Origin of the sequence: Ensifer sp. ENS09 (genome assembly GCF_014852425.1) — a bacterium.
In the GTDB taxonomy this organism is placed as follows: domain Bacteria; phylum Pseudomonadota; class Alphaproteobacteria; order Rhizobiales; family Rhizobiaceae; genus Ensifer.
The window spans coordinates 1,367,113-1,393,858 of record NZ_JACVBP010000002.1 but is presented as its reverse complement, the minus strand read 5'-3'; the positions used below and the strand labels follow the sequence as shown (position 1 = coordinate 1,393,858).

Annotated in this window: 27 protein-coding genes; 15 read left to right on the top strand and 12 right to left on the bottom strand. The window is 63.2% G+C overall.

Features of this window, described 5'->3' with window-relative positions; translation table 11 throughout:
- The first annotated feature begins 47 nt into the window (after positions 1–47).
- The 3 genes from IB267_RS14945 (at position 48) to IB267_RS14935 (ending at position 2,739) form a co-directional block, all read left to right on the top strand.
- A complete protein-coding gene (locus IB267_RS14945) occupies positions 48–1,439 on the top strand; it encodes a M17 family metallopeptidase (RefSeq protein ID WP_192448251.1) in 1,392 nt (463 codons plus the stop codon).
- An 87-nt stretch (positions 1,440–1,526) separates the two neighbouring features.
- On the top strand, positions 1,527–1,877 hold the full coding sequence (locus IB267_RS14940; RefSeq protein ID WP_043622758.1) for a helix-turn-helix domain-containing protein: 351 nt from the start codon (positions 1,527–1,529) through the stop codon (positions 1,875–1,877).
- Positions 1,878–1,884: 7 nt separating this feature from the next.
- On the top strand, positions 1,885–2,739 hold the full coding sequence (locus IB267_RS14935; RefSeq protein WP_192448250.1) for an NlpC/P60 family protein: 855 nt from the start codon (positions 1,885–1,887) through the stop codon (positions 2,737–2,739).
- A gap of 141 nt (positions 2,740–2,880) precedes the next feature.
- Here IB267_RS14935 and IB267_RS14930 read toward each other — a convergent pair whose 3' ends face one another.
- The 5 genes from IB267_RS14930 to IB267_RS14910 form a co-directional block, all read right to left on the bottom strand.
- Complete coding sequence (locus IB267_RS14930) at positions 2,881–3,840, bottom strand: glyoxylate/hydroxypyruvate reductase A (protein ID WP_192448249.1); 960 nt, start codon at positions 3,838–3,840, stop codon at positions 2,881–2,883.
- A gap of 8 nt (positions 3,841–3,848) precedes the next feature.
- The gene (locus IB267_RS14925) at positions 3,849–5,477 is read right to left on the bottom strand and encodes an ABC transporter ATP-binding protein (RefSeq protein WP_192448248.1); all 1,629 of its coding nucleotides are present in this window, start codon (positions 5,475–5,477) and stop codon (positions 3,849–3,851) included.
- A gap of 8 nt (positions 5,478–5,485) precedes the next feature.
- Positions 5,486–6,622, bottom strand: a complete 1,137-nt coding sequence (locus IB267_RS14920) for an ABC transporter permease (protein WP_192448247.1) — start codon at positions 6,620–6,622, stop codon at positions 5,486–5,488.
- Positions 6,622–7,704, bottom strand: coding sequence for a microcin C ABC transporter permease YejB (locus IB267_RS14915; protein WP_043622746.1), 1,083 nt, complete (start codon positions 7,702–7,704; stop codon positions 6,622–6,624). The genes IB267_RS14920 and IB267_RS14915 overlap by 1 nt, the downstream gene beginning before the upstream one ends.
- A 172-nt stretch (positions 7,705–7,876) precedes the next feature.
- Positions 7,877–9,736, bottom strand: coding sequence for an extracellular solute-binding protein (locus tag IB267_RS14910; RefSeq protein WP_192448246.1), 1,860 nt, complete (start codon positions 9,734–9,736; stop codon positions 7,877–7,879).
- Positions 9,737–9,967: 231 nt separating this feature from the next.
- Here IB267_RS14910 and mepA point away from each other — a divergent pair, with 231 nt between their 5' ends.
- The 6 genes from mepA to IB267_RS14880 all read left to right on the top strand — a co-directional run bounded on the left by mepA (position 9,968) and on the right by IB267_RS14880 (position 16,089).
- A complete protein-coding gene (gene mepA, locus IB267_RS14905; RefSeq protein ID WP_192448245.1) occupies positions 9,968–11,020 on the top strand; it encodes a penicillin-insensitive murein endopeptidase in 1,053 nt (350 codons plus the stop codon).
- Positions 11,021–11,122: 102 nt separating this feature from the next.
- Positions 11,123–11,503, top strand: a complete 381-nt coding sequence (locus IB267_RS14900; protein ID WP_043622736.1) for a methylglyoxal synthase — start codon at positions 11,123–11,125, stop codon at positions 11,501–11,503.
- 108 nt (positions 11,504–11,611) lie between these two features.
- Entirely contained in the window at positions 11,612–12,631 is a 1,020-nt protein-coding gene (locus tag IB267_RS14895) for a glucokinase (protein WP_192448340.1), read from the top strand.
- A gap of 112 nt (positions 12,632–12,743) precedes the next feature.
- Positions 12,744–14,579, top strand: coding sequence for an ABC transporter ATP-binding protein (locus IB267_RS14890; RefSeq protein WP_192448244.1), 1,836 nt, complete (start codon positions 12,744–12,746; stop codon positions 14,577–14,579).
- Positions 14,580–14,600: 21 nt separating this feature from the next.
- Positions 14,601–15,419 carry a 4-hydroxy-tetrahydrodipicolinate reductase gene (gene dapB, locus IB267_RS14885; RefSeq protein WP_192448243.1) on the top strand — a complete coding sequence of 273 codons (819 nt, stop codon included), beginning with the start codon at positions 14,601–14,603 and terminating at the stop codon, positions 15,417–15,419.
- 34 nt (positions 15,420–15,453) lie between these two features.
- Positions 15,454–16,089: a 2,3-bisphosphoglycerate-dependent phosphoglycerate mutase gene (locus IB267_RS14880; RefSeq protein WP_043622730.1), complete on the top strand. Its 636-nt coding sequence runs from the start codon at positions 15,454–15,456 to the stop codon at positions 16,087–16,089.
- 78 nt (positions 16,090–16,167) lie between these two features.
- On the opposite strand, the gene IB267_RS14875 is transcribed toward IB267_RS14880, so the two are convergent.
- Together IB267_RS14875 and IB267_RS14870 are read right to left on the bottom strand one after the other, a co-directional pair.
- The gene (locus IB267_RS14875; RefSeq protein ID WP_192448242.1) at positions 16,168–17,055 is read right to left on the bottom strand and encodes a bifunctional helix-turn-helix domain-containing protein/methylated-DNA--[protein]-cysteine S-methyltransferase; all 888 of its coding nucleotides are present in this window, start codon (positions 17,053–17,055) and stop codon (positions 16,168–16,170) included.
- 105 nt (positions 17,056–17,160) lie between these two features.
- Positions 17,161–17,658, bottom strand: coding sequence for a DUF2244 domain-containing protein (locus tag IB267_RS14870; protein WP_192448241.1), 498 nt, complete (start codon positions 17,656–17,658; stop codon positions 17,161–17,163).
- A gap of 22 nt (positions 17,659–17,680) precedes the next feature.
- On the opposite strand from IB267_RS14870, the gene nth reads away from it, so the two are divergent.
- On the top strand, positions 17,681–18,457 hold the full coding sequence (gene nth, locus IB267_RS14865) for an endonuclease III (RefSeq protein WP_192448240.1): 777 nt from the start codon (positions 17,681–17,683) through the stop codon (positions 18,455–18,457).
- Positions 18,458–18,461: 4 nt separating this feature from the next.
- On the opposite strand, the gene IB267_RS14860 is transcribed toward nth, so the two are convergent.
- On the bottom strand, positions 18,462–19,055 hold the full coding sequence (locus IB267_RS14860; RefSeq protein WP_192448239.1) for a TetR/AcrR family transcriptional regulator: 594 nt from the start codon (positions 19,053–19,055) through the stop codon (positions 18,462–18,464).
- Between the two features lie 68 nt (positions 19,056–19,123).
- Here IB267_RS14860 and IB267_RS14855 point away from each other — a divergent pair, with 68 nt between their 5' ends.
- Together IB267_RS14855 and IB267_RS14850 are read left to right on the top strand one after the other, a co-directional pair.
- Entirely contained in the window at positions 19,124–19,552 is a 429-nt protein-coding gene (locus IB267_RS14855) for a VOC family protein (RefSeq protein WP_192448238.1), read from the top strand.
- A gap of 87 nt (positions 19,553–19,639) precedes the next feature.
- On the top strand, positions 19,640–20,632 hold the full coding sequence (locus tag IB267_RS14850) for an adenosine kinase (protein WP_192448237.1): 993 nt from the start codon (positions 19,640–19,642) through the stop codon (positions 20,630–20,632).
- A 39-nt stretch (positions 20,633–20,671) separates the two neighbouring features.
- Here the strand turns inward: IB267_RS14850 and IB267_RS14845 are convergent, their stop codons facing one another.
- Positions 20,672–21,214 carry an SH3 domain-containing protein gene (locus IB267_RS14845; protein ID WP_192448339.1) on the bottom strand — a complete coding sequence of 181 codons (543 nt, stop codon included), beginning with the start codon at positions 21,212–21,214 and terminating at the stop codon, positions 20,672–20,674.
- Between the two features lie 182 nt (positions 21,215–21,396).
- Here IB267_RS14845 and IB267_RS14840 point away from each other — a divergent pair, with 182 nt between their 5' ends.
- Positions 21,397–22,401 (top strand): D-glycerate dehydrogenase, encoded by a 1,005-nt coding sequence (locus IB267_RS14840; RefSeq protein ID WP_192448236.1) that lies wholly within the window; start codon positions 21,397–21,399, stop codon positions 22,399–22,401.
- Positions 22,402–22,461: 60 nt separating this feature from the next.
- Here IB267_RS14840 and IB267_RS14835 read toward each other — a convergent pair whose 3' ends face one another.
- From IB267_RS14835 to recF, 3 genes are read right to left on the bottom strand one after another with little or no spacing between them, the layout of a single operon-like run.
- A complete protein-coding gene (locus IB267_RS14835; RefSeq protein WP_192448338.1) occupies positions 22,462–22,929 on the bottom strand; it encodes a GNAT family N-acetyltransferase in 468 nt (155 codons plus the stop codon).
- 6 nt (positions 22,930–22,935) lie between these two features.
- On the bottom strand, positions 22,936–23,697 hold the full coding sequence (locus IB267_RS14830; protein WP_192448235.1) for a molybdopterin-synthase adenylyltransferase MoeB: 762 nt from the start codon (positions 23,695–23,697) through the stop codon (positions 22,936–22,938).
- A 25-nt stretch (positions 23,698–23,722) separates the two neighbouring features.
- Positions 23,723–24,847, bottom strand: a complete 1,125-nt coding sequence (gene recF, locus IB267_RS14825; RefSeq protein WP_192448234.1) for a DNA replication/repair protein RecF — start codon at positions 24,845–24,847, stop codon at positions 23,723–23,725.
- Positions 24,848–25,050: 203 nt separating this feature from the next.
- On the opposite strand from recF, the gene IB267_RS14820 reads away from it, so the two are divergent.
- On the top strand, positions 25,051–25,695 hold the full coding sequence (locus tag IB267_RS14820; protein WP_043622835.1) for a DUF47 domain-containing protein: 645 nt from the start codon (positions 25,051–25,053) through the stop codon (positions 25,693–25,695).
- Positions 25,695–26,699, top strand: a complete 1,005-nt coding sequence (locus IB267_RS14815) for an inorganic phosphate transporter (RefSeq protein WP_077962852.1) — start codon at positions 25,695–25,697, stop codon at positions 26,697–26,699. The genes IB267_RS14820 and IB267_RS14815 overlap by 1 nt, the downstream gene beginning before the upstream one ends.
- The last annotated feature ends 47 nt before the right edge of the window (positions 26,700–26,746 follow it).

Sequence of the window (26,746 nt, the reverse complement as noted above, 5' to 3'; positions counted from 1 at the left end):
ACAGAGCGTTAATGGCGCGATTCCATCTCTGTCAGCCGAGGACTTTCATGGCCCCCTATCAGTTCATCGAGCGGCCGTCGCCGTTCAACACCAGCGCCGGCAAGACCCTGCCGATCTTCGCCGTCACGCCGGCGCATATCGAGACGGGGACGATCGACCCGATCGCTTTGGACTGGGCGCGCAAGGCAGGCTTCACGGCCGATTCCGGCGCGGTGCTGTTGATCCCGTCCGCCGACGGCCATCTCGGCGGCGCGCTCTTCGGCCTCGGCAGCAATCCGTCGGAAGCCCCGTTCCTGGCCGGCAAGCTGGCGCGAGCGCTGCCGGCGGGCAAATGGCATATCGAAACGGCGCCGCTGACGGCCAACCGGCTGGCGCTCGGCTACGGCCTCGGCTCCTATCGCTTCGAGCGCTACAAGTCCGCCAAGGGCGAACCGCCCACGCTGCTCATTCCGGCAGATGCGGACGCAACCGATATCAAGCGCCAGCTCGCCGGCGTGTTCCTTGCCCGTGACCTCATCAACACGCCGACCAACGACATGGGGCCGGAAGCGCTCGAAGCGGCGTTCCGTGCGCTGGCCGCCCACTACAAGGCCGATGTTTCGGTCATTACGGGCGAGGCGCTGCTGACGCAGAATTTCCCGCTGGTCCACACCGTCGGCCGCGCCAGCGCCGAGGCTCCGCGCCTGCTGGAGCTGCGCTGGGGCAAAAAGGGCCACAAGAAGGTAACGCTCGTCGGCAAGGGCGTCTGCTTCGATACCGGTGGTCTCGACATCAAGCCGTCGGCCTCCATGCTGTTGATGAAGAAGGACATGGGCGGTGCCGCCAACGTGCTTGGCCTGGCGCTGATGATCATGGACGCCAAGCTCAAGGTGGATCTGCGCGTCATCGTGCCGGTGGTCGAAAACTCGATCTCGGCCAACGCCTTCCGGCCCGGCGACATCTACCGCAGCCGCAAGGGTCTGACCGTTCAGATCGACAACACCGATGCCGAGGGCCGGTTGATCCTCGCCGACGCACTCGCCTATGCAGACGAGGAAAAGACCGATCTGCTCGTCGACATGGCGACGCTGACCGGTGCCGCCCGCGTCGCGCTCGGTCCGGATCTGCCGCCCTTCTTCACCGACGATGCCGATCTCGCCCATGATCTCACGGAAGCAAGCCTCGAGGTCGACGATCCGATGTGGCGGATGCCGCTCTATAACGGCTACGACAAGGATGTCTCGGCCCGTATCGCCGACCTGACCAACGCGCCGGCGGGCGGCATGGCCGGATCGATCACCGCGGCACTCTTCCTCCGGCGCTTCGTCACCAACGCCAAGAGCTGGGTGCATTTCGATATCTTCGGATGGGCTCCGTCCGAGCGTCCGCATTCGACGGTTGGCGGGGAGGCGCAGGCGATCCGCGCGCTCTACCAGCACGTCCAGAAGATCGCGAAGTAACCGCAGCCAGGCGGAACCGGCAAAGAAACGCTTGCGTAACGATCCGCCGCTATCGTGGCGGATCTGTATCTTGCGTAGGAGCTGCCATTGCCGATCGAGCTAACGCCCTCCCAGGCCCTCGGGCTTTGGCATTCGGTGTCGCTCGCCCAGGTTCGCGTCGACAGCCGCGACCTGACCTTGCGGCAGCTGGCGATCCTGCTGCAGATCTACCTCGTGCCGCCGCCGCACACCGTGCGCGGACTGGCAGCGACGCTCGGTGTCACCAAGCCGGTCATCACCCGCGCGCTCGATACCATGGGCGCGCTTGGCCTTGTCGATCGCGTCCGCGACGATCGTGATCGCCGCAACGTCGTCATCAAAAGGACAGTTGAGGGTGCTCTCTATCTTGAAAAACTCGGTGACCTGATCATTGATCAGGGCCGCAAGCAGCTGAAGTGAGTAAGATATGTCGACACTGCCCGATCGCCGTCTGAATGCCTATCGACCAGACCTTGCCGAAAGCCGCCTTCGCGGCGTCGTAGAGGCTGAACGGTATGTCGAGGGCAGCGTTGCGCGCGTCTCGGTTCCGGTTGCGCCGCTGCGTGCCAAGCCCGATCTCGCCTGCGGCACCGATACCGAACTCTTGCTCGGCGAATCGGTCCGGGTGCTCGACACCAGCAACAGCTGGTGCTGGGTAAAGGCCGACCTCGACGGCTATGTCGGCTACCTTCCGGAATATTGCCTGGCGCCGGTTATCAAGAGCCCGACCCATGTCGTGACCGCGCCGCGCACCTTCGTCTATACCGGCCATGATCTGCGTTTCCCGACCGTCTATCCGCTGTCGATGGGCAGCCGGCTGACGGTTATCGATGAGCGCGAGACCCGGGGAACGCGCTATTTCCTGCTCGACGGCGGCCAGGCGGTCATCGCCAATCACTGCATCGAGGTCGGCAATGTCTTGCCGGGAGACTATGTCTCGGTCGCTGCCCGCTTCGTCGAAACGCCCTATCTCTGGGGCGGGCGTTCCGGCTTCGGCATCGATTGCTCCGGTCTTGTGCAATTGTCGATGATGATGGTCGGCAGGCAGGCGCCGCGCGATTCCGATATGCAGGCGACGGGGCTGGGAACACCGATTGTGCGCGAAGAACTCAAGCGCGGCGACCTCGTTTTCTGGAAAGGCCACGTCGCGCTGATGGAGGACGACGAAACCCTGATCCATGCCAACGGCCACACGATGACGGTAGCGCGCGAAGGGTTGGAAGCCTCGATCGAACGGATCGGCTGGCTCTATGAGCAGCCGACGGGCTATCGCCGCCCTTGATCGCCTGCCAGCGGGACCGGAGAAGCGAGTTTCCTCGATCATTGCCGATGAGGCAAGACAACCATTCGCCATGCGGAATCAGACGTTGCGTCTCTGGCAGCAGCTTCGGCGCAGCAAGCGCTGCACCACGCTCTCGCTAAATCAGTAGCCGGCTACTTTGTCGACGACATGTTCGAGCGTCTGCCCGCCTTCGAAGCGGGAGATCTGCTGCTCCACGTGGCGGAAGAGCGCCTTGACGTCGGAGGATGCCGCCACGTGCGGCGTGACGTAGACGTTGGGCAGGGTCCAGAAGCGGCTGCCCTGGGCGAGCGGCTCTTGCTCGAACACGTCGAGAGAGGCACCGGCGAGCACGCCGCTGTCGAGCGCCTTCAGGATGTCTGCTTCGACCTGGCTGCCGCCGCGGCCGGCATTGATGAAGACAGGTGCGCCGAACGGCCCATTGCGGCTAAGCTTTGCAAACAGGCGCAGGTTGAATATGCCGCGGGTGTCCGGCGTCAGCGGCAGCAGGCCGACGAGGAAGTCGCTGCGCGCCAGGAAGCTGTCGAGTTCGTTGCCGCCAAAGGTCTCGATGCCGGCGACGTCGCGCTTGCTGCGCGACCAGCCGATGACTTTGAACCCCATGGTAGATAGCTTGCGGGCGGCGTCCTGGCCAAGCACGCCCATGCCCATGACGCCGACGGTGATGTCGGCCGCTTCCGGCTGGGTCAGGTCGCGCCATTCGCGTTTCGCCGCCTGCGCCTCATAGGCGCGGTGCTGGCGCAGGTGCAGGAGGCACTGCATGACCACCCACTCGCTCATGCGCGTCGTCAGCGTCTGGTCGACGAAGCGCACCAGCGGCACCTCGGGAAGACCAGGCAGCGTCAGCACGTGATCGACGCCGGCGCCGCCGGAGAACACCACCTTGAGATCGGGCGCCCGCTCGAAAAGATCCGGCGCCGATTTCCAGACGACCGCATAGTCGATGCCCGAGAGATCGCGGTTGTGCTGAACCGCATCGGCGCGGTTGATCACCTCGCGATCCGGGAAGGCCCCGCGAAGCGCCGCCTCGACCTCCTCTGGAATGAACTTCAGATCGACGATGACGGGGCTTTTTGCGGACATTCGGACACCTATTGGCGGATCGCGGTCAAGTTGACGGCTTCGAGGTTGAAGGCGGCTGCCATCAGCGCCTTGGTATAGTCCTGGCTCGGCGCATTGAAGATGCGCTCGGCCGGACCCTGCTCCACCACCTTGCCCATGCGCATGACGATCATCTCATTGGCAAGGGCGCGCACGACCTTGAGGTCGTGGCTGATGAACAGATAGGCGAGGTCATGCTTCACCTGCAGGTCGCGCAGGAGGTCGACCACCTGCGCCTGAACGCTCATGTCGAGCGCCGAGGTCGGTTCGTCGAGCATCACGAATTGCGGCTTCAGCACCATGGCGCGCGCAATGGCGATGCGCTGGCGCTGGCCGCCGGAGAACTCGTGCGGATAGCGCCACCGGGTCGCAGGATCGAGGCCTACTTCTTCGAGCGCCGCGGCGACGCGAGCATCGCGCGCGTTGTCCGACAGCGATCGCTCGTGGATCTTCAGGCCCTCGGCGATGATATCGGCCACCGACATGCGCGGGCTGAGTGAGCCATAGGGGTCCTGAAAGACGATTTGCATCCGGTTTCGAAGCGGCCGCATCTCGTTGAAGCTGTAGCGGTCGATGTCCTTGCCGATGAAGGCGATGCGTCCCTTCGACGAGATCAGTCGCGTCAGCGCCAGCCCGAGCGTCGTCTTGCCGGAGCCGGATTCGCCGACGACGCCGAGCGTCTGGCCGGCGCGCAGCTTCAGGTCGATGCCGTCGACCGCCTTTACATGGTCGACCACCTTGCGCAGGAAGCCGGCCTTGATCGGAAACCACACCTTCATGTCGGAGGCTTCCATCACGATCGGCTTCGACGCGTCTGATAGCGGCGGATTGCCCTTCGGTTCGGAGGCGAGCAAATGGCGAGTATAGGCGTGCTGGGGATTGGCGAAGATTTCGGCGGTCGGTCCGGTTTCGACGATCTTGCCCTTGGTCATAACGCAGACCCGATCGGCGATCTTGCGCACGATGCCGAGGTCATGGGTGATGAACAGCATCGACATGCCGTGCTCATCCTTGAGCGACTTCAAGAGTTCGAGGATCTGTGCCTGTACGGTGACGTCGAGCGCTGTCGTCGGCTCGTCGGCGATCAAGAGTTCCGGCCGGTTGGCGAGCGCCATCGCGATCATCACGCGTTGGCGCTGGCCACCCGAGAGCTCGTGCGGGTAGGCGCCGAGCCGCTTTTCCGGCTCGCGGATGCCGACCTGGTTGAGTAGCTCGAGGATGCGCGTGCGCCGCGCCGCACCCTGCAGCCCCTGGTGCAGTTCGAGGATCTCACCGATCTGCCGCTCGATCGAGTGCAGCGGGTTGAGCGAGGTCATCGGCTCCTGGAAGATCATGGTGATGTCGTTGCCGCGCGCATGGCGCAGTTCCGCATCGCTGGCCTTCAAGAGGTCCTTGCCGTTGAACAGGATTTCGCCGCTCGGATGGCTGGCCGACGGGTAGGGCAGGAGCTTCAGGATCGAGTTGGCCGAGACCGATTTTCCCGAACCGGATTCGCCGACAAGCGCCACGGTTTCCCCGCGCTTGATGTCGAAGGAGATGTGATCGACGGCAACGGACGTGTTGCCGCCCTGGTGAAAGGCGACGGAGAGGTCGCGGACGGAGAGAAGGGGGTCTGTCATCGTCGCGCTCACCGGAACGTCTTTCTCGGATCGAAGGCATCGCGCGTGGCTTCGCCGACGAAGATCAGCAGCGACAGCATCAGCGACATGACGCAGAAGGCCGTCAGCCCCAGCCAGGGCGCCTGCAGGTTGGACTTGCCCTGGGCGATCATCTCGCCGAGCGAGGGCGATCCGGGCGGCATGCCGAAGCCGAGGAAGTCGAGCGAGGTCAGCGTCGTGATCGAGCCGGAGAGAATGAAGGGCAGGAAGGTCAGCGTCGCTACCATCGCGTTCGGCAGGAGGTGGCGATACATGATCGTGCCGTTGCCGACGCCGAGCGCGCGTGCCGCGTTGACGTATTCGAAGTTGCGCGCCCGCAGGAACTCGGCGCGCACGACGCCGACGAAGCCGACCCAGGAGAACAACAGCATGATTCCGAGCAGGATGAAGAAGCCCGGCGGCAGGATCGCGGCGATGATCAGCAGAATGTAGAGCACCGGCATCGACGACCAGATCTCGATGAAACGCTGCATCAGGAGATCGGTCCAGCCACCGAAATAGCCCTGGATGGCGCCGGCGGTGACACCGATCACCGCCGAGGCGATGGTGAGCGTCAGGCCGAAGAGCACCGAAAGACGGAAGCCGTAGATCATGCGCGCAAAGACGTCGCGAGCCTGGTCGTCGGTGCCGAGCCAGTTGAGGTTTCCGACGATGCAGTTCCGGTCGTTGGTCTTGTCCGGATAGGCGGAGCAGCGCTCTTCCTTGTCCATCAGCCAGAAGGGCTTGGTCGGCGCCGAATGCGGGATGTTGGAATTGACCGTCTGGTAGGAATAGCGCACCGGCGGCCAGATCATCCAGCCATTGGCCTCGATCTCGTCGCGGATGAAATCGGAGCGATAGTCGGTCTCGGCCAGGAAGCCGCCGAACTTTTCCTCCGGATAGTCGATGACGACGGGGAACAATAGCTCGCCCTTGTAGGAGGCGATGATCGGCTTGTCATTGGCGATGAGTTCGCCGACCAGGCTGAGCCCGAACAGCGCCAGGAACAGCCAGAGCGACCAGTAGCCGCGCCGGTTCGCCTTGAAATTCTGCCAGCGGCGCTGGTTGACCGGTGACAGCCAGCCGCGCGGCGCCACAGCGGCCGGGGATGTCGTGACGCTTGCCATCAGACATCCCTCCGCTCGAAGTCGATGCGCGGATCGACCCAGGTATAGATGAGGTCCGACAGCAGGCTGACGAGCAGGCCCATCAGCGAGAAGATGAAGAGGGTGGCAAAGACGATCGGATAGTCGCGCTTGACGACCGAATCATAGCCGAGCCGGCCGAGGCCATCGAGCGAGAATATGTATTCGATCAAAAGCGAACCGGTGAAGAAGGCCGAGATGAAGGCACCGGGGAAGCCGGCGATGATGATCAGCATGGCATTGCGGAACACATGGCCATAGAGCACCTGACCGTCGGTGAGGCCCTTGGCCCGTGCGGTCGTCACATACTGCTTCTTGATCTCGTCGATGAAGGAATTCTTGGTGAGCAGCGTCGTCGTCGCAAAGGCCGACAGCAGCAGCGTGATCAGCGGCAGCGTCATGTGCCAGATGTAATCGAGGATCTTCTGCCACCAGGGCAGTTGCCAGAAATTGTCGGAGACGATGCCGCGCAGCGGGAACCAGTCGAAGAACGAGCCGCCGGCAAAGACGACGATCAGCAGGATGCCGAAGAGGAAGCTCGGCACGGCGTAGCCGACGACGATGATGCCGGAGGTCCACACGTCAAAGGCGGAACCGTCGGACACCGCCTTCTTGATGCCGAGCGGGATCGAGATTGCGTAGGAGAACAGCAGGATCCATAGCCCGAGCGAGATCGAGACCGGCATCTTCTCCTTGATCAGGTCGATCACCGAGGTGTTGCGGAAGAAGCTCTCGCCGAAATCGAAGCGCATATAGTTCCACATCATGGTGGCGAAGCGCTCGAGCGGCGGCTTGTCGAAGCCAAACTGCTTTTCGAGCTTGGCGATGAATTCCGGATCGAGGCCTTGAGCGCCGCGATAGCGGCCGCCCTCGTCTCCGCCGGCTTGCATCAGGTCGCCGCTGCTGCCCGACAGGCGATCGGAGCCGCCGGCATTGGTCAGGTCCGAGATCACCTGCTCGACCGGGCCGCCCGGCGCGAACTGCACCACAATGAAGGAAATCGCCATGATCCCGAAGATCGTCGGGATCATCAGAAGCAGGCGGCGCAGGATATAGGCACCCATCAGGCGGGCCTTTCGATCGACGTGGGGGCGATGGCCCTTAACCGCGAAGCGTCGGCATGCCGTCTATGGTGTCTCAATCCCTGTGTCTCCTTGCGTGCCCCGGATCGGGGCTTGTTTCAGTGATTCGTTTTTTTTGCATTTGGAATCGAGACGCCATCTGAGCGCAAGGACTTCATTTGGGGGAGGCGTTTTTCGACCACCAGGCATCCGGAAACCCGATGCCATAATAGGGAAGCTCCTGCGGGCGGGCGAGCTGTTTCCAATAGGCGACACGAACGTTCTTCGAATAGAACAGCGGCACGACGTAGTGGTGGGCGAGCAGGACCCGGTCGAGTGCCCGCGTCGTTGCCACCAGCTCCTCGCGGTTGGGCGCGAAGATGATCCTGCGGATGAGTTCGTCGATCGCGGGATCGGCGATGCCGGCATAGTTCCTCGATCCCGTCTGGTTGACGGAGCCGGATCCCCAGTAGTCGATCTGTTCGTTTCCGGGCACCAGCGTCTGCGCCCAGATGCCGTAGATCATGTCATAGTCGAAGCTTCGCACACGGTTGGTGTATTGCGAGTCGTCGACGGTCCGTATGCGTGCATCGATGCCGATCTTCTTCACGCTGTTGATGAACGGCGTGACGGTGCGCTCGAAGGACGGATTGGACAAAAGCAATTCGAAGCTGAAGGGCTCGCCGGTCTTTACATTGACCAGGCGGTTGCCCTTGAGTTCGTAGCCCGCCTCCTTGAACAGCGCCAACGACTTCCGCAGGTTGTCGCGCACCTTCTGCGGGTCGCCGTTGACCGGGTTCGTGTAGGGCGTTGTGAAGACCTCCGGAGGAACCTTGTCTTTCAGTTCCTCCAGAATGGACTTCTCGCGCCCTTCCGGCAAAGCCTTGGAGGCAAGCTCGGTGCCCCAGAAGTAGCTGTCGACGCGTTGAAAGGCGTTGTAGGCAAGGCTGCGGTTCAGATCCTCGAAATCAAAGGCGTAGTTCAGCGCTTCGCGCACCCGCTGGTCTTTGAACTTCTCGCGGCGCATGTTCGGCACGAAGGCCTGCATGATGCCAGCTGCGCGCAACGGATTCTCGATCTCCTCGCGGACCACACGGCCGTCTTTCATCGCCGGGAAATCATAGGCCGTCGCCCAGTGGCTGGCGCTATTGTCCTGGTAGAAATCGACGTTGCCGGCGCGGAAGGCCTCGAACTGCACGTTCCTATCGCCGAAAAAGGCATAGCTGATCACGCCGAAATTATATTGCCCGACGTTGACGTTGAGGTTCTTGCCCCAATAGTCGTCTCTAAGCTCGAAGCGGATTGAGCCACCGGCCTGGAACGAGGCGATCTTGTAGGGGCCTGAGCCCATCACCGGCTCCAGAGTCGTACGGCTGATGTCGCGCTTGTTGCCTTTGGCGTCCTGCCCCTCCCACCAGTGTTTCGGCACGATCGGGAATTGACCGAGAATGTTCGGCAATTCGTGATTGTTCCTTTCGTCGAAGCGGAAAGTGACGTCGCGCTCGCCCGTCTTTTCCGCCGAAACAACGTGGCGGTAGTAGTTGGAGAGCAGCGGATTGTGCTCTTTCACCTTTTCAAACGAAAAGACGACGTCCTCCGGCGTCACCGGCTGGCCATCGGCCCATTTGGCCTCGGAGCGTAAGCGAAACGTCGCGGAGGAAATATCGTCGGGGTATGAAACGCCCTCGGCCAGCAGCCCATAGGCGGTGGTGATCTCGTCCTCGGCCGATTTCATCAATGTATCGAAGACGAGCGAGGTTACGCCGCTCGCCGCCTCGCCCTTGGAGAGTATAGGATTGAAGGTGTCGAAGGTACCGCTCTCCGACAGGCGCAGCTCTCCACCCTTGGGAGCGTCAGGATTGACGTAGTCGAAGCGCGCAAAATCAGGCTTGTATTTCAACTCACCGATTGACGATGTTCCGTGACGCCAGACGGGCTGTTCTTGGGCATTGCCTGCAGCAGGAAAAAGAAGAAACGCCGCTGTCAGTAGCGATGCAGCGAGGCCTGATTTCATGGTCCTGCAGACGTATGGCATCCAGCCCTTACCCCTTTATATTTCAATCTTCTTTTGCGAGAGCATAGGCGAAATCAGGGCAAATGACAGGCACCGCCGCAAATCAGGCCAAATTTTTGAGTCACATCCCGGTGATTCACATGCGTGTGAGGCGCAAGGCTGAGGCAAAGACGGGGCCTTAGGATGGGGTTCGCCGGACACGGCATGCGTAGATCGGCGCTGCTGTCTGCGAGACAAACGGGACGAAATTCAATGATTGCTCCATTTCGACGTTGCGGCTCGGCGTTTCTTGCGCTGCTGCTTGGAACCAGCCTCCTGATCGCCGACAACGCCGCGGCAGACGACGTGCCTGCAAAGACGCTCTTCGGCGCCAAGGCTCTGCCTGCCGAGATGGCGGCAAATTCCTACGGCTTCTATGCCAAGGGATGCCTTGCCGGCGGTGTCGCCATCCCGACTGACGGGCCGACTTGGCAGGCAATGCGGCTGTCGCGCAACCGCCGCTGGGGCCACCCGCAGATGATCGCGCTGATCGAGCAGTTTTCCCATGATGCCGCCAACAAGGTCGGCTGGCCGGGTCTGCTGCTCGGCGATATCTCTCAGCCACGCGGCGGGCCGATGCTGTCGGGCCACGCCTCGCATCAGATCGGGCTCGATGCTGACATCTGGCTCACCCCAATGCCGCAACGTACGCTCAGCTATCGCGAACGCGAGGATATCTCCGCCACCTCGATGCTGCAGAAGAACAAGTTCCTGACGGTCGACCGTTCGATCTGGACGCCGAAGCACGCGCAACTGATCATGCTGGCGGCGAGCTATCCGCAGGTCGAGCGCGTCTTCGTCAATCCGGCGATCAAGAAGAAGCTTTGCGATACCTGGACGGGCGACCGCACGAATCTCGGCAAGGTTCGGCCGATCTACGGCCACGACTATCACTTCCACATCCGCATCAAGTGCCCCGCGGGTGCTTCGACCTGCAAGGACCAGGCGGAGGTGCCGGCCGGCGACGGCTGCGACAAGTCGTTGGCCTGGTGGTTCACCGACGAGCCGTGGGCAAAACCGACGAAGAAGCCGGACGCGAAGCCGGTCAAGCCGAAGGTAACGACGCTTGCCGACCTGCCGAAGGCCTGCGCTCTCGTGCTCAACGGCCCGGCGCCCGCCTCGGAAGCGGCCGCCACTTTTGGCACAGCCTACCGGGCTGCCGCGCCGGCCGCAGCGAGCGATAGTATCGAGCAGGTGATCGGTGCGTCCGGCGATGTCCCGCCGGCCGATATCCCCGTGCCGATGGCGCGTCCGACGCTGCAGTAGGCCAGCAACCCGAGCGGGGCGGGGAGGCATCAGCCTTCCCATTCCCGTGGCGCTCATGTATAGGGCAATCAAATCGATTTAAATATTGATGCGAGGCCCGGCATGGCGGATCGGAAATGTGTTGCGCTGATCGCGCATGATCAGAAGAAGGACGATCTTGCGGACTTTGCCAAGGCGCATGAAGCGGTACTGGCTGACTGGCGGATCGTCGCCACCGGCACGACCGGCGGCCGTGTTCTCGACGTCTGCCCAGGCCTCGATATCACCCGGCTGAAAAGCGGTCCCCTGGGCGGGGACCAACAGATCGGCGCGATGATCGCGACCGGCGAAGTGCAACTGCTGATCTTCTTCGTCGACCCGCTGACCGCCATGCCGCACGATGTCGACGTCAAGGCGCTGATGCGCCTCGCCATCGTCTACGACATTCCGATGGCGCTCAATCGTGCAACGGCCGAGCAGTTGATCGACCTCAACCCCAGATGATGCGGGCTCCGGCGGGTGGATGCGACAATCCTCCCGCACTTTTCCTCATCCCGTTCTGTCTGATAGACAGTTCAGCAACCCAAGATGACGATCAGGATGGATCTTGCGATGTCCGGCAACAATGAACACAGCTTTCCTTTTCCGATCCTGATCGGTGACATCGGCGGCACCAACGCGCGCTTTGCCTTGCTCATCGACGCCTTTGCCGACCCGAAGCAACTGCCGCCGATCAAGACCGGCGATTTCGAGACGATCGAGGAGGCGCTGCAAAAGAGCATTCTCGACAAGACCTCCGTGCAGCCGCGCTCGGCGATCCTGGCGGTGGCCGGTCCGATTCGGGGTGATGAAATTCCCCTGACCAACGCCGGCTGGGTGATCCGGCCGAAGGACATGCTTTCGAGCCTCGGCCTCGAAGACGTGCTGATCATCAACGACTTCGAGGCTCAGGCGCTTGCCGTCGCCGCTCCGGCGGACGAGGACCTGGTGCAGATCGGCGGCGGCAGCATCCGGCCGCTGACCTCCCGCGTCGTGCTCGGACCGGGAACGGGCCTTGGCGTCGGCGGCCTGGTCTTTGCCCAGCACACCTGGTTCCCGGTGCCGGGCGAAGGCGGCCATGTCGATATCGGCCCGCGCACCGAACGCGATTTCCACATCTGGCCATTTCTGGAGCCGATCGAAGGCCGCATGGCCGGCGAGCAGATTCTCTGCGGCCGTGGCATCATGAACCTCTACCGCGCCGTTTGCGCCGCCGATGGCGTGGATCCGGTTCTGACGGACCCCGCGGAAGTGACGACGCACGCCCTTGCCGAGAGCGACAGGGCGGCGATCGAGACCATCTCGCTGTTTTCGACCTATCTCGGTCGCGTGGCCGGCGACATGGCGCTGATCTTCATGGCCCGTGGCGGCGTTTTCCTGGCAGGCGGTATCTCGCAGAAGATCCTGCCGGCGCTGATGAAGTCGCCCTTCCGGGCCGCCTTCGAGGACAAGGCCCCGCATTCGGCGCTGATGAAAACGATCCCGACCTTTGCCGTCATTCACCCGATGGCCGCGCTCTCGGGATTGGCAGCCTTTGCCCGCACGCCGAGGGATTTCGGTGTGGCAACGGAGGGACGCCGCTGGAGAAGCTGAGACCGTGGCGTGCGCAAAGACTCGCCAAAGCGATATCAAACCACTATAGAGCCCCGGGAAAGATCGGGCCGGATGCCGGCCCTCCAGATTGGTTCCAGGGAAGACGGGCTTTTTGAGCGTCAGCAAGAAAAAACAGCACGCGGTCGATTCGGATACGATCAGCGGGATCCTCAAGCGGGTCATTGCGGAAAACGGTCGTGACCACATTCGCGGCTATGCTTTTGCCATCGGCTGCCTGGCGGTGGTCGCTGCCACGACAGGCTTTACCGCCTCGATCATGGAAACCGTCATCAACGAGGCCTTCGCCAACAAGCGGGCGGACATCGTTCTGCTCGTCTGCGGCGCGATCCTCGCCGCCTTCGTGCTGCGCGGCTTTGCCACTTACGGCCAGGCCGTCGCGCTTTCGAAGATCGGCAACAACATCGTCGCGCGCTATCAGCGCCGTCTTTACGCCCATCTGATGGCGCTCAGCGTCGGCTATTTCAACGAGACCCGTTCGGCGCAACTCGCCGCCCAGATCAGCCAGAACGTCAGCGGCATTCGCGACGTGCTCAATCTGACCGTTACCTCGATCGCGCGCGACCTGCTGACGCTGATCGGTCTGGTCGGCGTCATGTTTGCCAAGGACTGGCTGCTGTCGATCATCGTCTTCGTCGCCGCACCTCCGCTGCTTTTGGGCCTGCGCTATGTGTCCAAGCGCCTGCGTTCGGCCACCCGGGAGGCGATCGAAGTCAACAGCCGCGTTCTCGGCGCGATGCAGGAAACCATTCAGGGCATCACCATCGTCAAGGCCTTTACGATGGAGAGCGAGCTTCGCGGCAAGGTCGAGGCGATTGTCGATCGCGCCGAAAACCGCGCCAACCGCATTGCCCGGTTGAGCGAGCGCACGGCGCCGATGACCGAAACCTTCGCCGGCCTGGCGATCTCGGCGGTGCTTGCCTATTCGGCGTTCCGCGCCATCTATGCCGACGTACCGCCCGGCGCCTTCTTCGCTTTCGTCGTCGCTTTGCTGATGGCCTATGACCCGGCCCGCCGCCTGGCGCGGCTTCAGGTCTCGCTCGAGCGTGCCGCCGTCAACGCCCGCATGGTCTACGAGATCCTCGATACCGTGCCGCACCAGCGCGACAAGCCCGATGCCAAGGAACTGACGTTTACCAATGCGACCGTCGAGCTGCGCGACGTGCGCTTCAAATATCCGAATGGCGACGACGTGCTGCGGGGCGTGAGCTTCATGGCTGAGGGCGGCAAGACGACGGCGCTTGTCGGTCCGTCAGGGGCCGGAAAATCGACCGTCATCAGCCTCATTCCGCGGTTCTACGATCCGGCGTCCGGCCAGATCCTGGTCGATGGTCAGGATATCGCCGACGTCACCAAACTGTCGCTGCGCAAGGGCATCGCCTATGTGTCGCAGCAGCCCTATCTCTTCGAAGGCTCGATCCGCGACAACATCCGCTACGGCCGCATCGACGCGACGGATGCCGAGGTGGAGGAAGCCGCACGGCTTGCCTACGCCCATGATTTCATCCTGGCGCAGCCGCAGGGCTACGACACGCCGGTTGGCGAAAATGGCATGACGCTCTCGGGCGGCCAGCGCCAGCGCCTGTCGATTGCGCGCGCGCTCGTGCGCAACGCGCCGATCCTGCTGCTCGACGAGGCCACTTCTGCGCTCGACACCGAATCGGAAGCCGCGGTGCAGAAGGCGCTCGACCACGCCATGGATGGCCGCACGGTGATCGTCATCGCGCATCGCCTCTCGACCGTCGTCAACGCCGACAAGATCATCGTCATGAAGGATGGTTGCGTCGTCGAGGAAGGCACCCATGCGGATCTTGCACGGCGGCCGGACGGTCTCTACGCTCGGCTCCACAATCTCCAGGGCCAGAATTCGGAGGAGCAGTCTCCGGATGGCGAAACGCCCGAAGCGCCGGCCGGCGCCCAAATCCACTAGCGGACAAGAAGGAACTCACCGATGGGCGCGAACGATATGAAGCTCGTGGTGGTGGGTGCGGCAGGCCGTATGGGCCAGACGCTGATCAGGACGGTTCATGCGATGGACGGCGTGCGCCTGCATGCGGCCGTCCAGCGCACGGGTTCTCCCTTCATCGGCCGCGATGCGGGCGAACTCTCCGGGCTTGGTCCGATCGGCGTGCCGGTGAGCGACCAGCCGCTCGAAGCCTTCGTCGAAGCCGAAGGCGTCCTTGATTTCACCGCACCGGCGAGCACCGTCGAGTTTGCCGGTCTCGCGGCCCAGGCCCGCATCGTCCATGTGATCGGCACCACCGGCTGCTCGTCCGACGACGAGGCGAAGATCCGCGCCGCCGCCCGCCACGCCCGCATCGTCAAGTCGGGCAATATGAGCCTCGGGGTCAATCTGCTCGGCGTTCTGACGGAGAAGGCGGCGCGTGCGCTCGGTCCGGCCGACTGGGACATCGAAATCCTCGAAATGCACCACAAGCACAAGGTCGATGCGCCCTCGGGCACGGCCCTGCTTCTCGGTGCTGCGGCGGCGAAGGGGCGCGATATCGCTCTTGCCGACCATTCGGTGCGCGTGCGTGACGGTCATACAGGCCCGCGCCCGGTCGGCACCATCGGATTTGCCACCCTGCGCGGCGGCTCCGTCATCGGCGAGCACTCGGTGATTCTCGCCGGCGAAGGTGAGCAGGTGACCCTGTCGCACAGCGCCACGGACCGTTCGATCTTCGCGCGCGGTGCCGTCACCGCCGCACTCTGGGCTCGCAGCCAGAAGCCCGGTTTCTATTCTATGCTCGACGTTCTCGGGCTCAACTGACCTTTCCACTCTCAAGTCTCAAGGGGAATTCGACATGAGCGGTACTCTCGTCCTCGTCCGGCATGGCCAGAGCGACTGGAACCTGAAGAACCTGTTCACCGGCTGGCGTGATCCGGATCTGACGGAACTCGGCGTCGAGGAAGCCAAGGCCGGCGGCAAGGCGCTTGCCGACTACGGCATCAAGTTCGATATCGCCTTCACCTCGGATCTCGTCCGTGCCCAGCGCACGTGCCAGTTCGTGCTCGACGCCGTCGGCCAGTCCTCGCTCGAGACGATCCGCGACCAGGCGCTGAACGAACGCGACTATGGCGACCTCTCGGGCCTCAACAAGGATGACGCCCGCGAGAAGTGGGGTGAAGAGCAGGTGCATATCTGGCGCCGCTCCTACGACATCCCGCCTCCGGGCGGCGAGAGCCTGCGTGACACCGGCGCCCGCGTCTGGCCCTATTACCTGACCGAGATCCTGCCGCGCGTGCTCTCCGGCCAGAAGGTGCTGGTCGCCGCCCACGGCAACTCGCTGCGTTCGCTGGTCATGGTGCTCGATCGCCTGTCGAAGGAAGAGATCCTGAAGCTCAACCTCGCGACCGGCGTGCCGATGGTCTACAAGCTCAACGCCAATTCGACCGTCGCTTCCAAGGAAGTGCTCGGCGACATGTCCGGCGCCCACTGATCGCTGATGGCCAGGAAATGAAAAAGGGGCGCTGGCGCCCCTTTTTTGTGTCTCCGATAATGCCGGCAAACCTGGCGATCAGATCGTGCCGTCAGCCGCCTTGCCGGCTTCCCAGCCGAGGATGGCGCGTTTGCGCGTCAGGCCCCAGTGATAGCCGGTGAGGTCCCCACTCTTGCCGAGCGCGCGATGGCAGGGGACGACGAAGGAAATCGGGTTGCGGCCGACAGCAGCACCGACCGCGCGCGATGCCGTCGGCTGGCCGATGTTCCCGGCGATGTTCGAATAGGTGGTGGCGCAGCCGAGAGGGATCTTCAGCAGTGCCTGCCAGACCCGGATCTGGAAGTCGGAGCCGATGAGGAAGATGCGCAGCGGCTCGTCCTGTCGCCAGCGCGACGGATCGAAGATGCGCGCGGCATATTGGGCCGTCGCCGCGCTGTCCTCGATGTAGCGGGCGTTCGGCCAGCGTTGCGCCATGTCCTCGAAGCTCGCCTGCTCGCCGCCCATATCGTTGAAGGCAAGTCCTGCGAGGCCGCGCTCGGTGATCATCACCAGCGCCGTGCCGAAGGGCGAGGGGTGGTAGCCGTAGCGGATCGTCAGACCCTCGCCGCGGGCCTTCCATTCGCCTGGCGACATCGCCTCGTGGGTGACGAACAGGTCGTGCAGCCGGCTTGGTCCTGACAGGCCCACTTCGATGCTGGTTTCGAGCAGCGGCATGTCTTCCTGGCGCAGCAGGCGCTTGGCATGGTCGAGGGTCACGGCCTGCAGGAAGGCCTTCGGCGACAGGCCCGCCCAGCGGGTGAAGACCTTCTGGAGCTGGGTCGGCGACTGCTTCAGGCGCTGCGCCACGGATTCGAGCGACGGCTGGTCGCGATAGTCCTCAGTGAGCATTTCGATCACGCGGCTGACCGTATCGTAGTCGGTGCCCTTCGGCGTGATGTCGGTGGGTACGGATGTCGCAATGTTCATGGCTCTTCTCCTGTCTTGCCACAGGTAACCATTTGCTGGCCCCGTCAACCACCCGAAACTTGAAAACATGCGATCGCCCGGTGCCGCGATTGTAAGCGCCGGGCGTCAGCGGCGGCGCACGGTCGCAAGCGCCCCCGAGAGCGCCAGCGCAAAGGTCTCGCGATCGTCGCGGTTGAGGAACGAGCCGATATCGGTTCGGCGGCCACCGCCGCTGATCGTCATCGAGACGATGCCGATTTCCTGATGCCGGGCGACATTCAAGCGTGCCCAGAACGGATTGAAGCGATGTTCGCTGATCTGGCCCGAGGGCGTGAACTTGCGCACTGAAACGTCCGTCCTGCTGACGCTGACCTCTTCGCGGCTGAGCCCCGAGCGGTTGTTCAGCCAGAAGGCGCCGAACAGCAGCAGGTAGTCGAGCCCGAAAAAGAACACCACCGGCCAGGCGCCGATGATGAGGAAGACGATACCGTGAACGAGGCTCAGGAGCCCGGCGATCAGGAAGAACATCTTGAAGCCGCGGCGCCCGAGCGAACGATAGGGCTTGAGCTCGGCGGTGAAGACCGGAGCGTCCTCGGATGGGGTGGTGGCGTTGCCATTGATCATGACCTTTGACTATAGATGCATCATGAAAAACGTGAAGCCGAAATTGCCTGTTCGCGCCGCCAAACCAAAGCCTGCAGCCGGTCGTCGCGCCATGCCGCGGGTGAAGAGCCTCTATAGCCAGGACGAGCTCAAGGAGATCTTCCGGCGCTTCTCGATCCAGCGGCCGGAGCCGAAGGGCGAGCTCGAGCATGTCAATCCCTTCACGCTGGTCGTCGCCGTGGCGCTCTCGGCGCAGGCGACCGATGCCGGCGTCAACAAGGCGACGCGCGCGCTCTTTGCCATCGCCGATACGCCGGAAAAAATGCTGGCGCTCGGCGAGGAGAAGGTTCGGGACTACATCAAGACGATCGGACTTTTTCGCAACAAGGCAAAGAACGTCATCGCGCTGAGTGAGAAGCTCATCCGGGATTTCGGCGGCGAGGTGCCGCGCACGCGGGAGGAACTGGTGACGCTGCCGGGCGTCGGTCGCAAGACCGCCAATGTCGTGCTTTCCATGGCCTTCGGCCAGTCGACGATCGCCGTCGACACCCACATCCTGCGCATCGCCAACAGGATCTGTCTGGCGCCGGGCAAGACCCCGGACGAGGTCGAAGACAAGCTGATCAGGATCATCCCCGACGAGTATCTCTACCACGCTCACCACTGGCTGATCTTGCACGGGCGCTACTGCTGCAAGGCGCGCAAGCCCGAATGCGAGCGCTGCGTCATCGCCGATCTCTGCAAGTCGCCGGAAAAGACCTGCGATATCCCGGCGCCGCTGGTCGAACTGCCGCCGCAGATGATCTCGGCTGCTGGTTGAGCCGTCAGGCCGAAACCATCCGGTCGATCAGCGTGCCGATCGTTTCCACGTAGACCTCGCTCGACGCGCCATCGGCAATGTCGAGCGCCGCACGATCGAAGGCAGCCGAAAGCAGTGAGGCCATGGCCGACAGTCTGTCGGCCGAAACGGTTTCCGGAGCCATTGCCTCGGCGATCCCTTCCTCGAGCGTTCTTTGCGCGTTGGCCGCGTCGATCGCCATCATTTCCCGCTTGCCGAGGACGGCCGGCCCATCGAGCAGGAGCAGGCGGATACGCCCCGGCTCGCGCATGGCGTCGAAATAGGCGCGGGCGCCGACCTTCAGTGCCTCTCGGGCTGAGAGGTCGCGTGATGTCGCTTGTTCGATCGACGTCGCCACCGAAATTGCTTCCCGCTCCGCCACCGCGCGAAACAGCGCCTTCTTGTCCTCGAAGTGGTGATAGAGCGCGCCGCGGGTGAGGCCGGCGGTTGCGACGATGTCCGGCGTCGAGGTGTCGGCATAGCCCCTGGTAACGAAGAGGCCGCGGGCAGCATCGAGGATCGCGGCACGAGTCGTGTCGGATCGCTCGCGGTTGGAGCGGCGGGAAATGTCTTGTTGCATACATGCAGCCTGTATGTTAATTAAAGAAACATACAGATTGTATGATATTGCAGGAGCGAGGAAAAGCCATGAAATCGACGAGCTATTACCCGGTCATCATGACGGCTGACGTTGCCGCCACTGCCGCTTTCTACATCGATCACTTCCGTTTCCAGGCGCTCTTCACCAGCGACTGGTATGTGCATCTGCAATCGATCGAGGACGAACATGTGACGCTTGCCGTGCTCGACTACCGCCACGAGACGATCCCCGAAGAGGCGCGCGCGCCCACCCGCGGTCTTCTCCTCAACTTCGAGGTCGAGGATCCCGATCGCATCTATGCGCAAGCGCTTGCCTCCGGCCTGCCGGTCCTGAAGACCTTGCGCGACGAGGATTTCGGCCAGCGTCATTTCATTACGGCCGATCCGAATGGCGTGCTGATCGACATCATCAAGCCCATTCCCCCGAGTGCCGAATTCGCCGCCGCCTATGACGAAAGCGCGCTTCCTACGGCGTGAAGCCGCCCGCACGCGTCTTTTGTCTTCCAAATGGCCGGAAAACCGGTATTAACGAACACCGGCCATCACGGAGACCGGACGAGGTTCATGACAAAATACGACGTGCTGACGATCGGCAACGCCATCGTTGATATCATCGCGCGCTGCGACGATGCCTTTCTCAATGAAAACGGCATCATAAAGGGCGCGATGAACCTCATCGACGCCGAAAGAGCCGAGTTGTTGTACTCGCGCATGGGCCCGGCGGTCGAAGCCTCCGGCGGCAGTGCCGGCAATACGGCAGCGGGCGTTGCCAGCCTCGGCGGTCGCGCCGCCTATTTCGGCAAGATCGCGAGCGACCAGCTCGGCGAGATCTTCGCCCACGACATTCGCGCGCAGGGCGTCTATTTCGAGACCAAGCCGCTGGAGAACACGCCGCCGACCGCGCGCTCGATGATCTTCGTCACCGAGGACGGTGAGCGCTCGATGAACACCTATCTCGGCGCCTGCGTCGAACTCGGCCCCGAGGACGTGGAGCCCGAGGTCGTCGCCCAATCCAAGGTTACCTATTTCGAAGGGTATCTCTGGGATCCGCCGCGCGCCAAGGACGCCATTCGCGAGACCGCGCGGATCGCCCACGCAAACGGCCGCGAGACCGCGATCACGCTGTCGGACAGCTTCTGCGTTCACCGCTATCGCGACGAGTTCCTGGACCTCATGCGTTCCGGCACGGTCGATATCGTCTTTGCCAACAAGCAGGAAGCGCTGGCACTTTACGAGACCGAGGATTTCGATCTGGCGCTGGAGAAGCTGTCGAAGGATTGCAAGCTCGCCGCCGTGACGCTCAGCGAAGAAGGTTCGGTGGTCGTGCGTGGAGAGGAACGGGTTCGTGTCGGCGCAACGCCGATCGCCCAGGTGGTCGACACGACAGGTGCTGGCGACCTCTATGCCGCGGGATTCCTGCATGGCTACACGACGGGGCGTTCGCTGGAAGACTGCAGCAAGCTCGGCAATCTTGCGGCCGGCATTGTTATCGGCCAGATCGGGCCGCGGCCGATGGTCTCGCTGGAAACGGCCGCCAAGCAGGCCGGTCTCGCCTGATCCGACCGAATTGATTTTTGGTTAAAGACGGGCGCGGCCTTACTTGAAGGCCTCGCCCGGATAGGCGCCCCAGATTTCGCCCTGGGCGATCCAGCCTTCGACGCCTTGCGCTTCGGCATGGCACCAGTCGCCATTGCACTCGCCGACTTTCACGATGACACCGGGCTCCATGCGGGCGACGATCGGGGAATTGCCCTGCGCGTCGCGGCGCATGTTGACGAAGACGCCTTCGCCCTTGCCGCGCATCCAGGGGGCTGCGACGGCTGTGCGGTCGCCGGAGAGCAGCGCCTGGTTCACCCAGCCTTCGGTGCCGTCGGCGTCGCGGATGCGGCGCCAGTTATCGTATTCCTGGATGATCTCGACCGGCACGCCCGGCTTCATGTAGCGGAAGGCGACCGCGTAATCGACGCTCGGGCCGATCCTGAGATTGACGCTCTTGGATTTCAGGCTGACGAAGCGCGGCAGCGGCAGCCCGCTGGCGCCCTGAGCGTAAGCCGCCGACGTCATGATCGCGGCGCCGAGGCAGGCGGCGATCAACGAGAGCGAGAATCTGGAAATGACGTGACGCATGACGAAGCCCATTTTCCGTGGCACTAGCTTTTGCAGGCGCAGTTCACTTGAGGCCCATGGGTCGGGCGGAAATCGCGGGGACGACGACGCGAGTTTTGTTTGTCTTCCCGGTGGGGTCTGGTAGAAATTGCGGCTACAGGGAGAAAGTATCGCCCAACTTGGTTAAGGACCCGTCAACAAGGCCCGTCGCAGCAATGACAAGCAAGAAGAAGCCCACGGTCTACATCACCCGCAAATTGCCAGACATCGTCGAGACGCGCATGCGCGAGCTCTTCGATGCGGAGCTGAACATCGACGATACGCCGCGCAGCCAGCCGGAGCTTGTGGCCGCGGTCAAGCGCGCCGACGTGCTGGTGCCGACGGTGACCGATCGCATCGACGCGGCGTTGATCGAGCAGGCCGGCCCGCAGCTGAAACTGATCGCAAGCTTTTCCAACGGCGTCGACAACATCGATGTCGATGCCGCCGCCCGCAAAGGCATCACCGTCACCAACACGCCCAACGTGCTGACGGAAGACACTGCCGACATGGCGATGGCGCTTATCCTCGCGGTGCCGCGCCGGCTTGCCGAGGGTGCGCAGATCCTGACCGACCGCAAGGGCGATTGGGCCGGCTGGTCGCCGACATGGATGCTCGGCCGCCGCATTGCCGGCAAGCGCATCGGCATCGTCGGCATGGGCCGGATCGGGACGGCTGTGGCCCGCCGCGCCAAGGCCTTCGGCCTCTCGATCCACTACCACAACCGTCACCGGGTGAAGGCCGAAACCGAGGAGATGCTGGAGGCGACCTATTGGGATAGCCTCGACCAGATGCTCGCCCGCGTCGACATCGTTTCGGTCAACTGCCCGTCGACGCCGGCGACCTATCATCTGCTTTCGGCCCGCCGGCTCGCCCTGATGCGGCCGGACAGCTACATCGTCAACACCGCCCGCGGCGGCATTATCGACGAGACGGCGCTGATCAAGTGCCTGCGTGAAGGCAAGATCGCCGGCGCCGGCCTCGACGTCTTCGAGAACGAGCCAGCGGTCAATCCGAAGCTGATCAAACTTGCCGGCGAAGGCAAGGTCGTGCTCCTGCCGCATATGAGTTCGGCCACGCTCGAAGGCCGCATCGACATGGGCGAGAAGGTGGTGATCAACATCCGCACCTTCTTTGACGGCCACCGCCCGCCGGACCGGGTTCTGCCGGGCCGCGACTGATAGCGAAACGCCGCACGATCCTATCGTGCGGTCGCCAGCTGCTTCGCTGACGTTCGAAAACTAAAGCGTCTTGCGCATCTCGATCGCCGTCGGCCGGGTGAAACCGGGATGACACATCGTGTCGCTCTGAACAAAGCCCCAGGCGGCAAAAGCGCGGTGGTTGTCGGCGAGTTCGACGCGGGTGAGGAGTCTCAGCGCCGGAAGTTTCAGCGCACGCGCCGTCGCTTCGGCTTCAGCGAGCAGCATTCGGCCGATGCCCTTTCCTTGCGTCTCAGGCGCGACGGCAAGCTTGCCGATATATAGGCAGTCGTCCTCCGGTTTGCAGAAGATGCAGCCGACCAGCCGCTCGCCATCGCTGACGCCGAAGGCGATCTCGTCGGCAATCTTGTTGCGCAGCGATTCGATGTTCAAAGCATGCGCCGACGAGGGTGGGTCGATCCGCCCATCCATGTAGGAGAAGGCGCCAAGGATCAGCGCCAGCAGTTCCTCGTGCCGGTCGAATGCTTCGTCGATACGAAAGATCTGCACCATCGCCTATGCTCTCTTGCGGTAACGGATGGTGTTGAACTGTGCCGTCAAGGCGTCATACATCAACAGCCGCCCGACCAGCGGTTCTCCGAAACCGGCAATCACCTTGATCGCCTCCATGGCCTGCAGCGTGCCGATGACGCCAGTCAGCGCGCCGACGATGCCGGCCTCCGCGCAGGAGGGCACGACGCCGGCCGGTGGCGGTTCTGGAAAGAGATCTCGGTAGGAGGGGTTCGGCCGTCCATCGGGGCCGGCGCTATAGGGCATAAGCACCGTCAGCGAGCCGTCGAAGCGGCCGACGGCGCCGGTCACCAGCGGAATGCCGACTGCTGCCGCCGTATCGGCGGCGAGGTAGCGGGTATCAAAATTGTCCGAGCCGTCGATGACCAGATCGTACTGCCGGAAAAGCGCTTCGGCATTGTCGGCGTTGAGGCGCAGCCTGTGTTCGTCGACGCAGACATGCGGGTTGAGCGAGGTGATCGCTTCGGCGGCCCGCTCGACCTTGGCACGGTCGATGTCTTCGGTGCGGTGGATGATCTGCCGCTGCAGGTTGGAAAGCGCGACCGTATCGTCGTCGACGATGCCGATCCGACCGATGCCGGCGGCGGCAAGATAGACGAGCACCGGAGCGCCGAGGCCGCCGGCCCCGATCACCAGCACACGGGCTGCCTTCAGTCGTTGTTGCCCGGCGCCGCCGATTTCCGGCAACACGATATGGCGGGCGTAGCGGGTGATCTCCGATTGGTCGAGCTTGTTCTCACCGGTCATGGCAATCCTCCTCGCTGACTTCTGCTTATCCCGTAACGCTGCCGTGCGAAACGGTCAGGAAACGGCCGCGCTCTCCCAGCGCTTCGAACATCGATTGGTCCGTCCCGGTCATGAAGGCCTGACCACCAAGCCCATCGACGAGATCGAACAGCGCGGCGCGCCGGTTGACGTCGAGATGGGCGGCGATCTCGTCAAGGAGCAGCACTGGCGCGTGGCCGGTCATGTCGCCGACGAGGCGCGCATGCGCCAGCACCAGCCCGACGAGCAGCGCCTTCTGCTCTCCGGTGGAGCAGCGCGCCGCCTCCATGTCTTTCTCCCGGTGACGCACGAGCAGGTCGCTGCGGTGCGGCCCGTCGAGCGTGCGGCCGGCCGCCGCATCGCGCGCACGCCCGTCGCGCAGCATCGTCAGATATTGTTCTTCCAGATCATAGGCCGGACGATGGCCTTCGTCGTCGAGAAAGCCCGATAGCGCCAGGCGGGCCGACGGAAAGACGCTCTCGTCGACAGTGCGCTCGACGAGAGCCGTCAGCAGGCCAAGCATTTCCTGCCGCGCCAGCGCCATGGAGACGCCGAGGCCGGCCATTTCGCGCTCGATCGCCGTCAGCCAGGCCGGGTCCGGACGGAACTCGCCGAGCAGCCGGTTGCGGCTGCGCATCGCCCGGTCGAATTCGCTGGCGCGCCGGCCGTGTTCCGGATCGAGCGAAAGCACCAGCCGGTCGAGAAACCGTCGCCGGTCGGCTGAAGGGCCGGTAAAGAGCCCGTCCATCGATGGCGTCAGCCAGAGAACGCGCAGGTGGTCGGTCAATTCGTCGACGGTCGCTGCCGGTGTTCCATTCAGCCGCAGCCGCCGGGATTGCCCTTCCGTGACGCCGGCAGTCCCGGTGCCGATCTCGACGGTTCCCTCCATGCCCTCGACTTCCGCAAAGACCGAGAACCCGTCGCCGGCACCGACCCGGGTCACGTCCGCATAGGCTGCGCGCCTGAGGCCGCGTCCGGGCGAAAGGAAAGAGACGGCTTCCATGAGGTTGGTCTTGCCGGCGCCGTTCTCCCCCGTCAGCACCACATGGCGCTGATCGAGCTCAAGCGAGAGGGCCGCATAGTTGCGGAACTCCGTAAGCTTCAGGCGGTTGAGAAAGACCTTGTTTGGCATCGGCAGTCCGGATTCGACGTTGGGCGCAGCTAGGACGAAAGCGCCTGCCAAGGCAAGGCGAAATGGGGCGCGTCGCCATATCGTGCAAGATAGGCCGATATCGACAGGGGAAAGGCGACAAACCCCTTTGATTCGGTGCTTTTCATAAAGGACCTAGTGAAATATGACAGCCGCATGACAATCCACAGATGGATATACGTGTGATGCTGGCCTGGTTCCGCAAACTTCTTCCCCGCGAGGATCGCTTCTTCGACCTCTTCGCAAAACATTCGCGCACCGTCGTCGGTGCTGCCGATGCGCTCGACAAGGTTCTCGCTGGCGGCGACGATCTGGAAAAACACTGCGACCGGATCGTCGCGCTCGAGGATGAGGCGGACCACATCACCGCCGAGGTACTGCTGGCCGTGCGCCGGTCCTTTATCACGCCCTTCGACCGCGGCGACATCAAGGATCTGATCCAGTCGATGGATGATGCCATCGACATGATGCACAAGACCGTCAAGACGATCCGCCTTTACGAACAGAAGAGCTTCGATCCCGGCATGCGCGAAATGGGCACCACGGTCGTCAAGGCCGCGCACCTGATCGCCGAGGCCATTCCGCTGCTCGATAGGATCGGCGCCAATCACGACCGCCTGATCGCGATCGCCGAAGAGGTCACCCGCATCGAGGGCCGTTCCGACGAACTGCACGAACAGGGCCTTAAGGACCTGTTCCGCCGCCACGGCGCCAGCAACCCGATGGCCTACATCATCGGCAGCGAGATCTATGGCGAGCTCGAAAAGGTGGTCGACCGCTTCGAGGACGTCGCCAATGAAATCAGCGGCATCGTGATCGAGAACGTCTGATGGATGCGACGCTCGCCTTTCCGTTGCTCGTCGGGCTGATCGGCATCGCGCTGTTCTTCGACTTCCTGAACGGTCTGCACGACGCCGCCAACTCGATCGCGACGATCGTCTCGACACGGGTGCTCCGGCCGCAATATGCGGTCATGTGGGCGGCCTTCTTCAACTTCATCGCGTTCCTGTTCTTCGGCCTGCACGTGGCCGAAACGCTCGGCAAGGGCATCATCGATCCCGGCATCGTCACGCCGCTGGTGATCTTCTCGGCGCTGATCGGCGCGATCGTCTGGAACATCGTCACCTGGCTGTTCGGCATCCCGTCGAGCTCGTCGCACGCGCTGATCGGCGGCCTCGTCGGCGCCGGTCTTGCCAGCACCGGGTTCAGTTCGATCGTCTGGACCGGCCTTTTGAAGACCGTCGGTGCCATCTTCATGTCGCCTGCGATCGGCTTCTTCCTGGCGCTGCTCCTGGTGCTGATCGTCTCCTGGATCTTCGTTCGGCAGACGCCCTTTGCCGTCGACCGCACGTTCCGCGTGATGCAGTTCATCTCGGCCTCGCTCTATTCGCTCGGCCACGGCGGCAACGACGCGCAGAAGACCATGGGCATCATTGCCGTGCTCCTGTTCTCGCAGGGCTATCTCGGTTCGGAATTCTACGTGCCCTTCTGGGTGGTGATCACCTGCCAGGCGGCGATCGCGCTCGGCACGCTGTTCGGCGGCTGGCGCATCGTCCACACGATGGGCTCGAAGATCACCAAGCTCAATCCGATGCAGGGCTTCTGCGCCGAGACCGGCGGGGCAATCACGCTCTTTGCCGCCACCTGGCTCGGCATCCCGGTCTCGACCACGCACACCATCACCGGCGCGATCATCGGCGTCGGCGCGGCCCGCCGGGTCTCGGCGGTCCGCTGGGGGCTTGCCGGCAACATCGTGATTGCCTGGTTCATCACCATGCCGGCGGCGGCGGCGATTTCGGCGCTCGCCTACTTCACCATCGACCTCTTGTTCTGATCGATGCGGAAATCGCCTCCCGCCTGCTTATGAGGCGGGAGGCACCC

What these genes read in the sequence shown, in the direction of transcription:
- IB267_RS14860 (WP_192448239.1), bottom strand. Translation starts at nt 19,055, where the DNA reads ATGCAACAAGACATTTCCCGCCGCTCCAACCGCGAGCGATCCGACACG.
- IB267_RS14895 (WP_192448340.1), top strand. Translation starts at nt 11,612, where the DNA reads ATGTCCGGCAACAATGAACACAGCTTTCCTTTTCCGATCCTGATCGGT.
- IB267_RS14840 (WP_192448236.1), top strand. Translation starts at nt 21,397, where the DNA reads ATGACAAGCAAGAAGAAGCCCACGGTCTACATCACCCGCAAATTGCCA.
- IB267_RS14820 (WP_043622835.1), top strand. Translation starts at nt 25,051, where the DNA reads ATGCTGGCCTGGTTCCGCAAACTTCTTCCCCGCGAGGATCGCTTCTTC.
- recF (WP_192448234.1), bottom strand. Translation starts at nt 24,847, where the DNA reads ATGCCAAACAAGGTCTTTCTCAACCGCCTGAAGCTTACGGAGTTCCGC.
- IB267_RS14910 (WP_192448246.1), bottom strand. Translation starts at nt 9,736, where the DNA reads ATGCCATACGTCTGCAGGACCATGAAATCAGGCCTCGCTGCATCGCTA.
- IB267_RS14900 (WP_043622736.1), top strand. Translation starts at nt 11,123, where the DNA reads ATGGCGGATCGGAAATGTGTTGCGCTGATCGCGCATGATCAGAAGAAG.
- IB267_RS14855 (WP_192448238.1), top strand. Translation starts at nt 19,124, where the DNA reads ATGAAATCGACGAGCTATTACCCGGTCATCATGACGGCTGACGTTGCC.
- IB267_RS14850 (WP_192448237.1), top strand. Translation starts at nt 19,640, where the DNA reads ATGACAAAATACGACGTGCTGACGATCGGCAACGCCATCGTTGATATC.
- IB267_RS14880 (WP_043622730.1), top strand. Translation starts at nt 15,454, where the DNA reads ATGAGCGGTACTCTCGTCCTCGTCCGGCATGGCCAGAGCGACTGGAAC.
- dapB (WP_192448243.1), top strand. Translation starts at nt 14,601, where the DNA reads ATGGGCGCGAACGATATGAAGCTCGTGGTGGTGGGTGCGGCAGGCCGT.
- IB267_RS14830 (WP_192448235.1), bottom strand. Translation starts at nt 23,697, where the DNA reads ATGACCGGTGAGAACAAGCTCGACCAATCGGAGATCACCCGCTACGCC.
- IB267_RS14915 (WP_043622746.1), bottom strand. Translation starts at nt 7,704, where the DNA reads ATGGGTGCCTATATCCTGCGCCGCCTGCTTCTGATGATCCCGACGATC.
- IB267_RS14815 (WP_077962852.1), top strand. Translation starts at nt 25,695, where the DNA reads ATGGATGCGACGCTCGCCTTTCCGTTGCTCGTCGGGCTGATCGGCATC.
- IB267_RS14930 (WP_192448249.1), bottom strand. Translation starts at nt 3,840, where the DNA reads ATGTCCGCAAAAAGCCCCGTCATCGTCGATCTGAAGTTCATTCCAGAG.
- IB267_RS14935 (WP_192448250.1), top strand. Translation starts at nt 1,885, where the DNA reads ATGTCGACACTGCCCGATCGCCGTCTGAATGCCTATCGACCAGACCTT.
- IB267_RS14870 (WP_192448241.1), bottom strand. Translation starts at nt 17,658, where the DNA reads ATGATCAATGGCAACGCCACCACCCCATCCGAGGACGCTCCGGTCTTC.
- nth (WP_192448240.1), top strand. Translation starts at nt 17,681, where the DNA reads ATGAAAAACGTGAAGCCGAAATTGCCTGTTCGCGCCGCCAAACCAAAG.
- IB267_RS14925 (WP_192448248.1), bottom strand. Translation starts at nt 5,477, where the DNA reads ATGACAGACCCCCTTCTCTCCGTCCGCGACCTCTCCGTCGCCTTTCAC.
- IB267_RS14945 (WP_192448251.1), top strand. Translation starts at nt 48, where the DNA reads ATGGCCCCCTATCAGTTCATCGAGCGGCCGTCGCCGTTCAACACCAGC.
- mepA (WP_192448245.1), top strand. Translation starts at nt 9,968, where the DNA reads ATGATTGCTCCATTTCGACGTTGCGGCTCGGCGTTTCTTGCGCTGCTG.
- IB267_RS14875 (WP_192448242.1), bottom strand. Translation starts at nt 17,055, where the DNA reads ATGAACATTGCGACATCCGTACCCACCGACATCACGCCGAAGGGCACC.
- IB267_RS14845 (WP_192448339.1), bottom strand. Translation starts at nt 21,214, where the DNA reads ATGGGCTTCGTCATGCGTCACGTCATTTCCAGATTCTCGCTCTCGTTG.
- IB267_RS14920 (WP_192448247.1), bottom strand. Translation starts at nt 6,622, where the DNA reads ATGGCAAGCGTCACGACATCCCCGGCCGCTGTGGCGCCGCGCGGCTGG.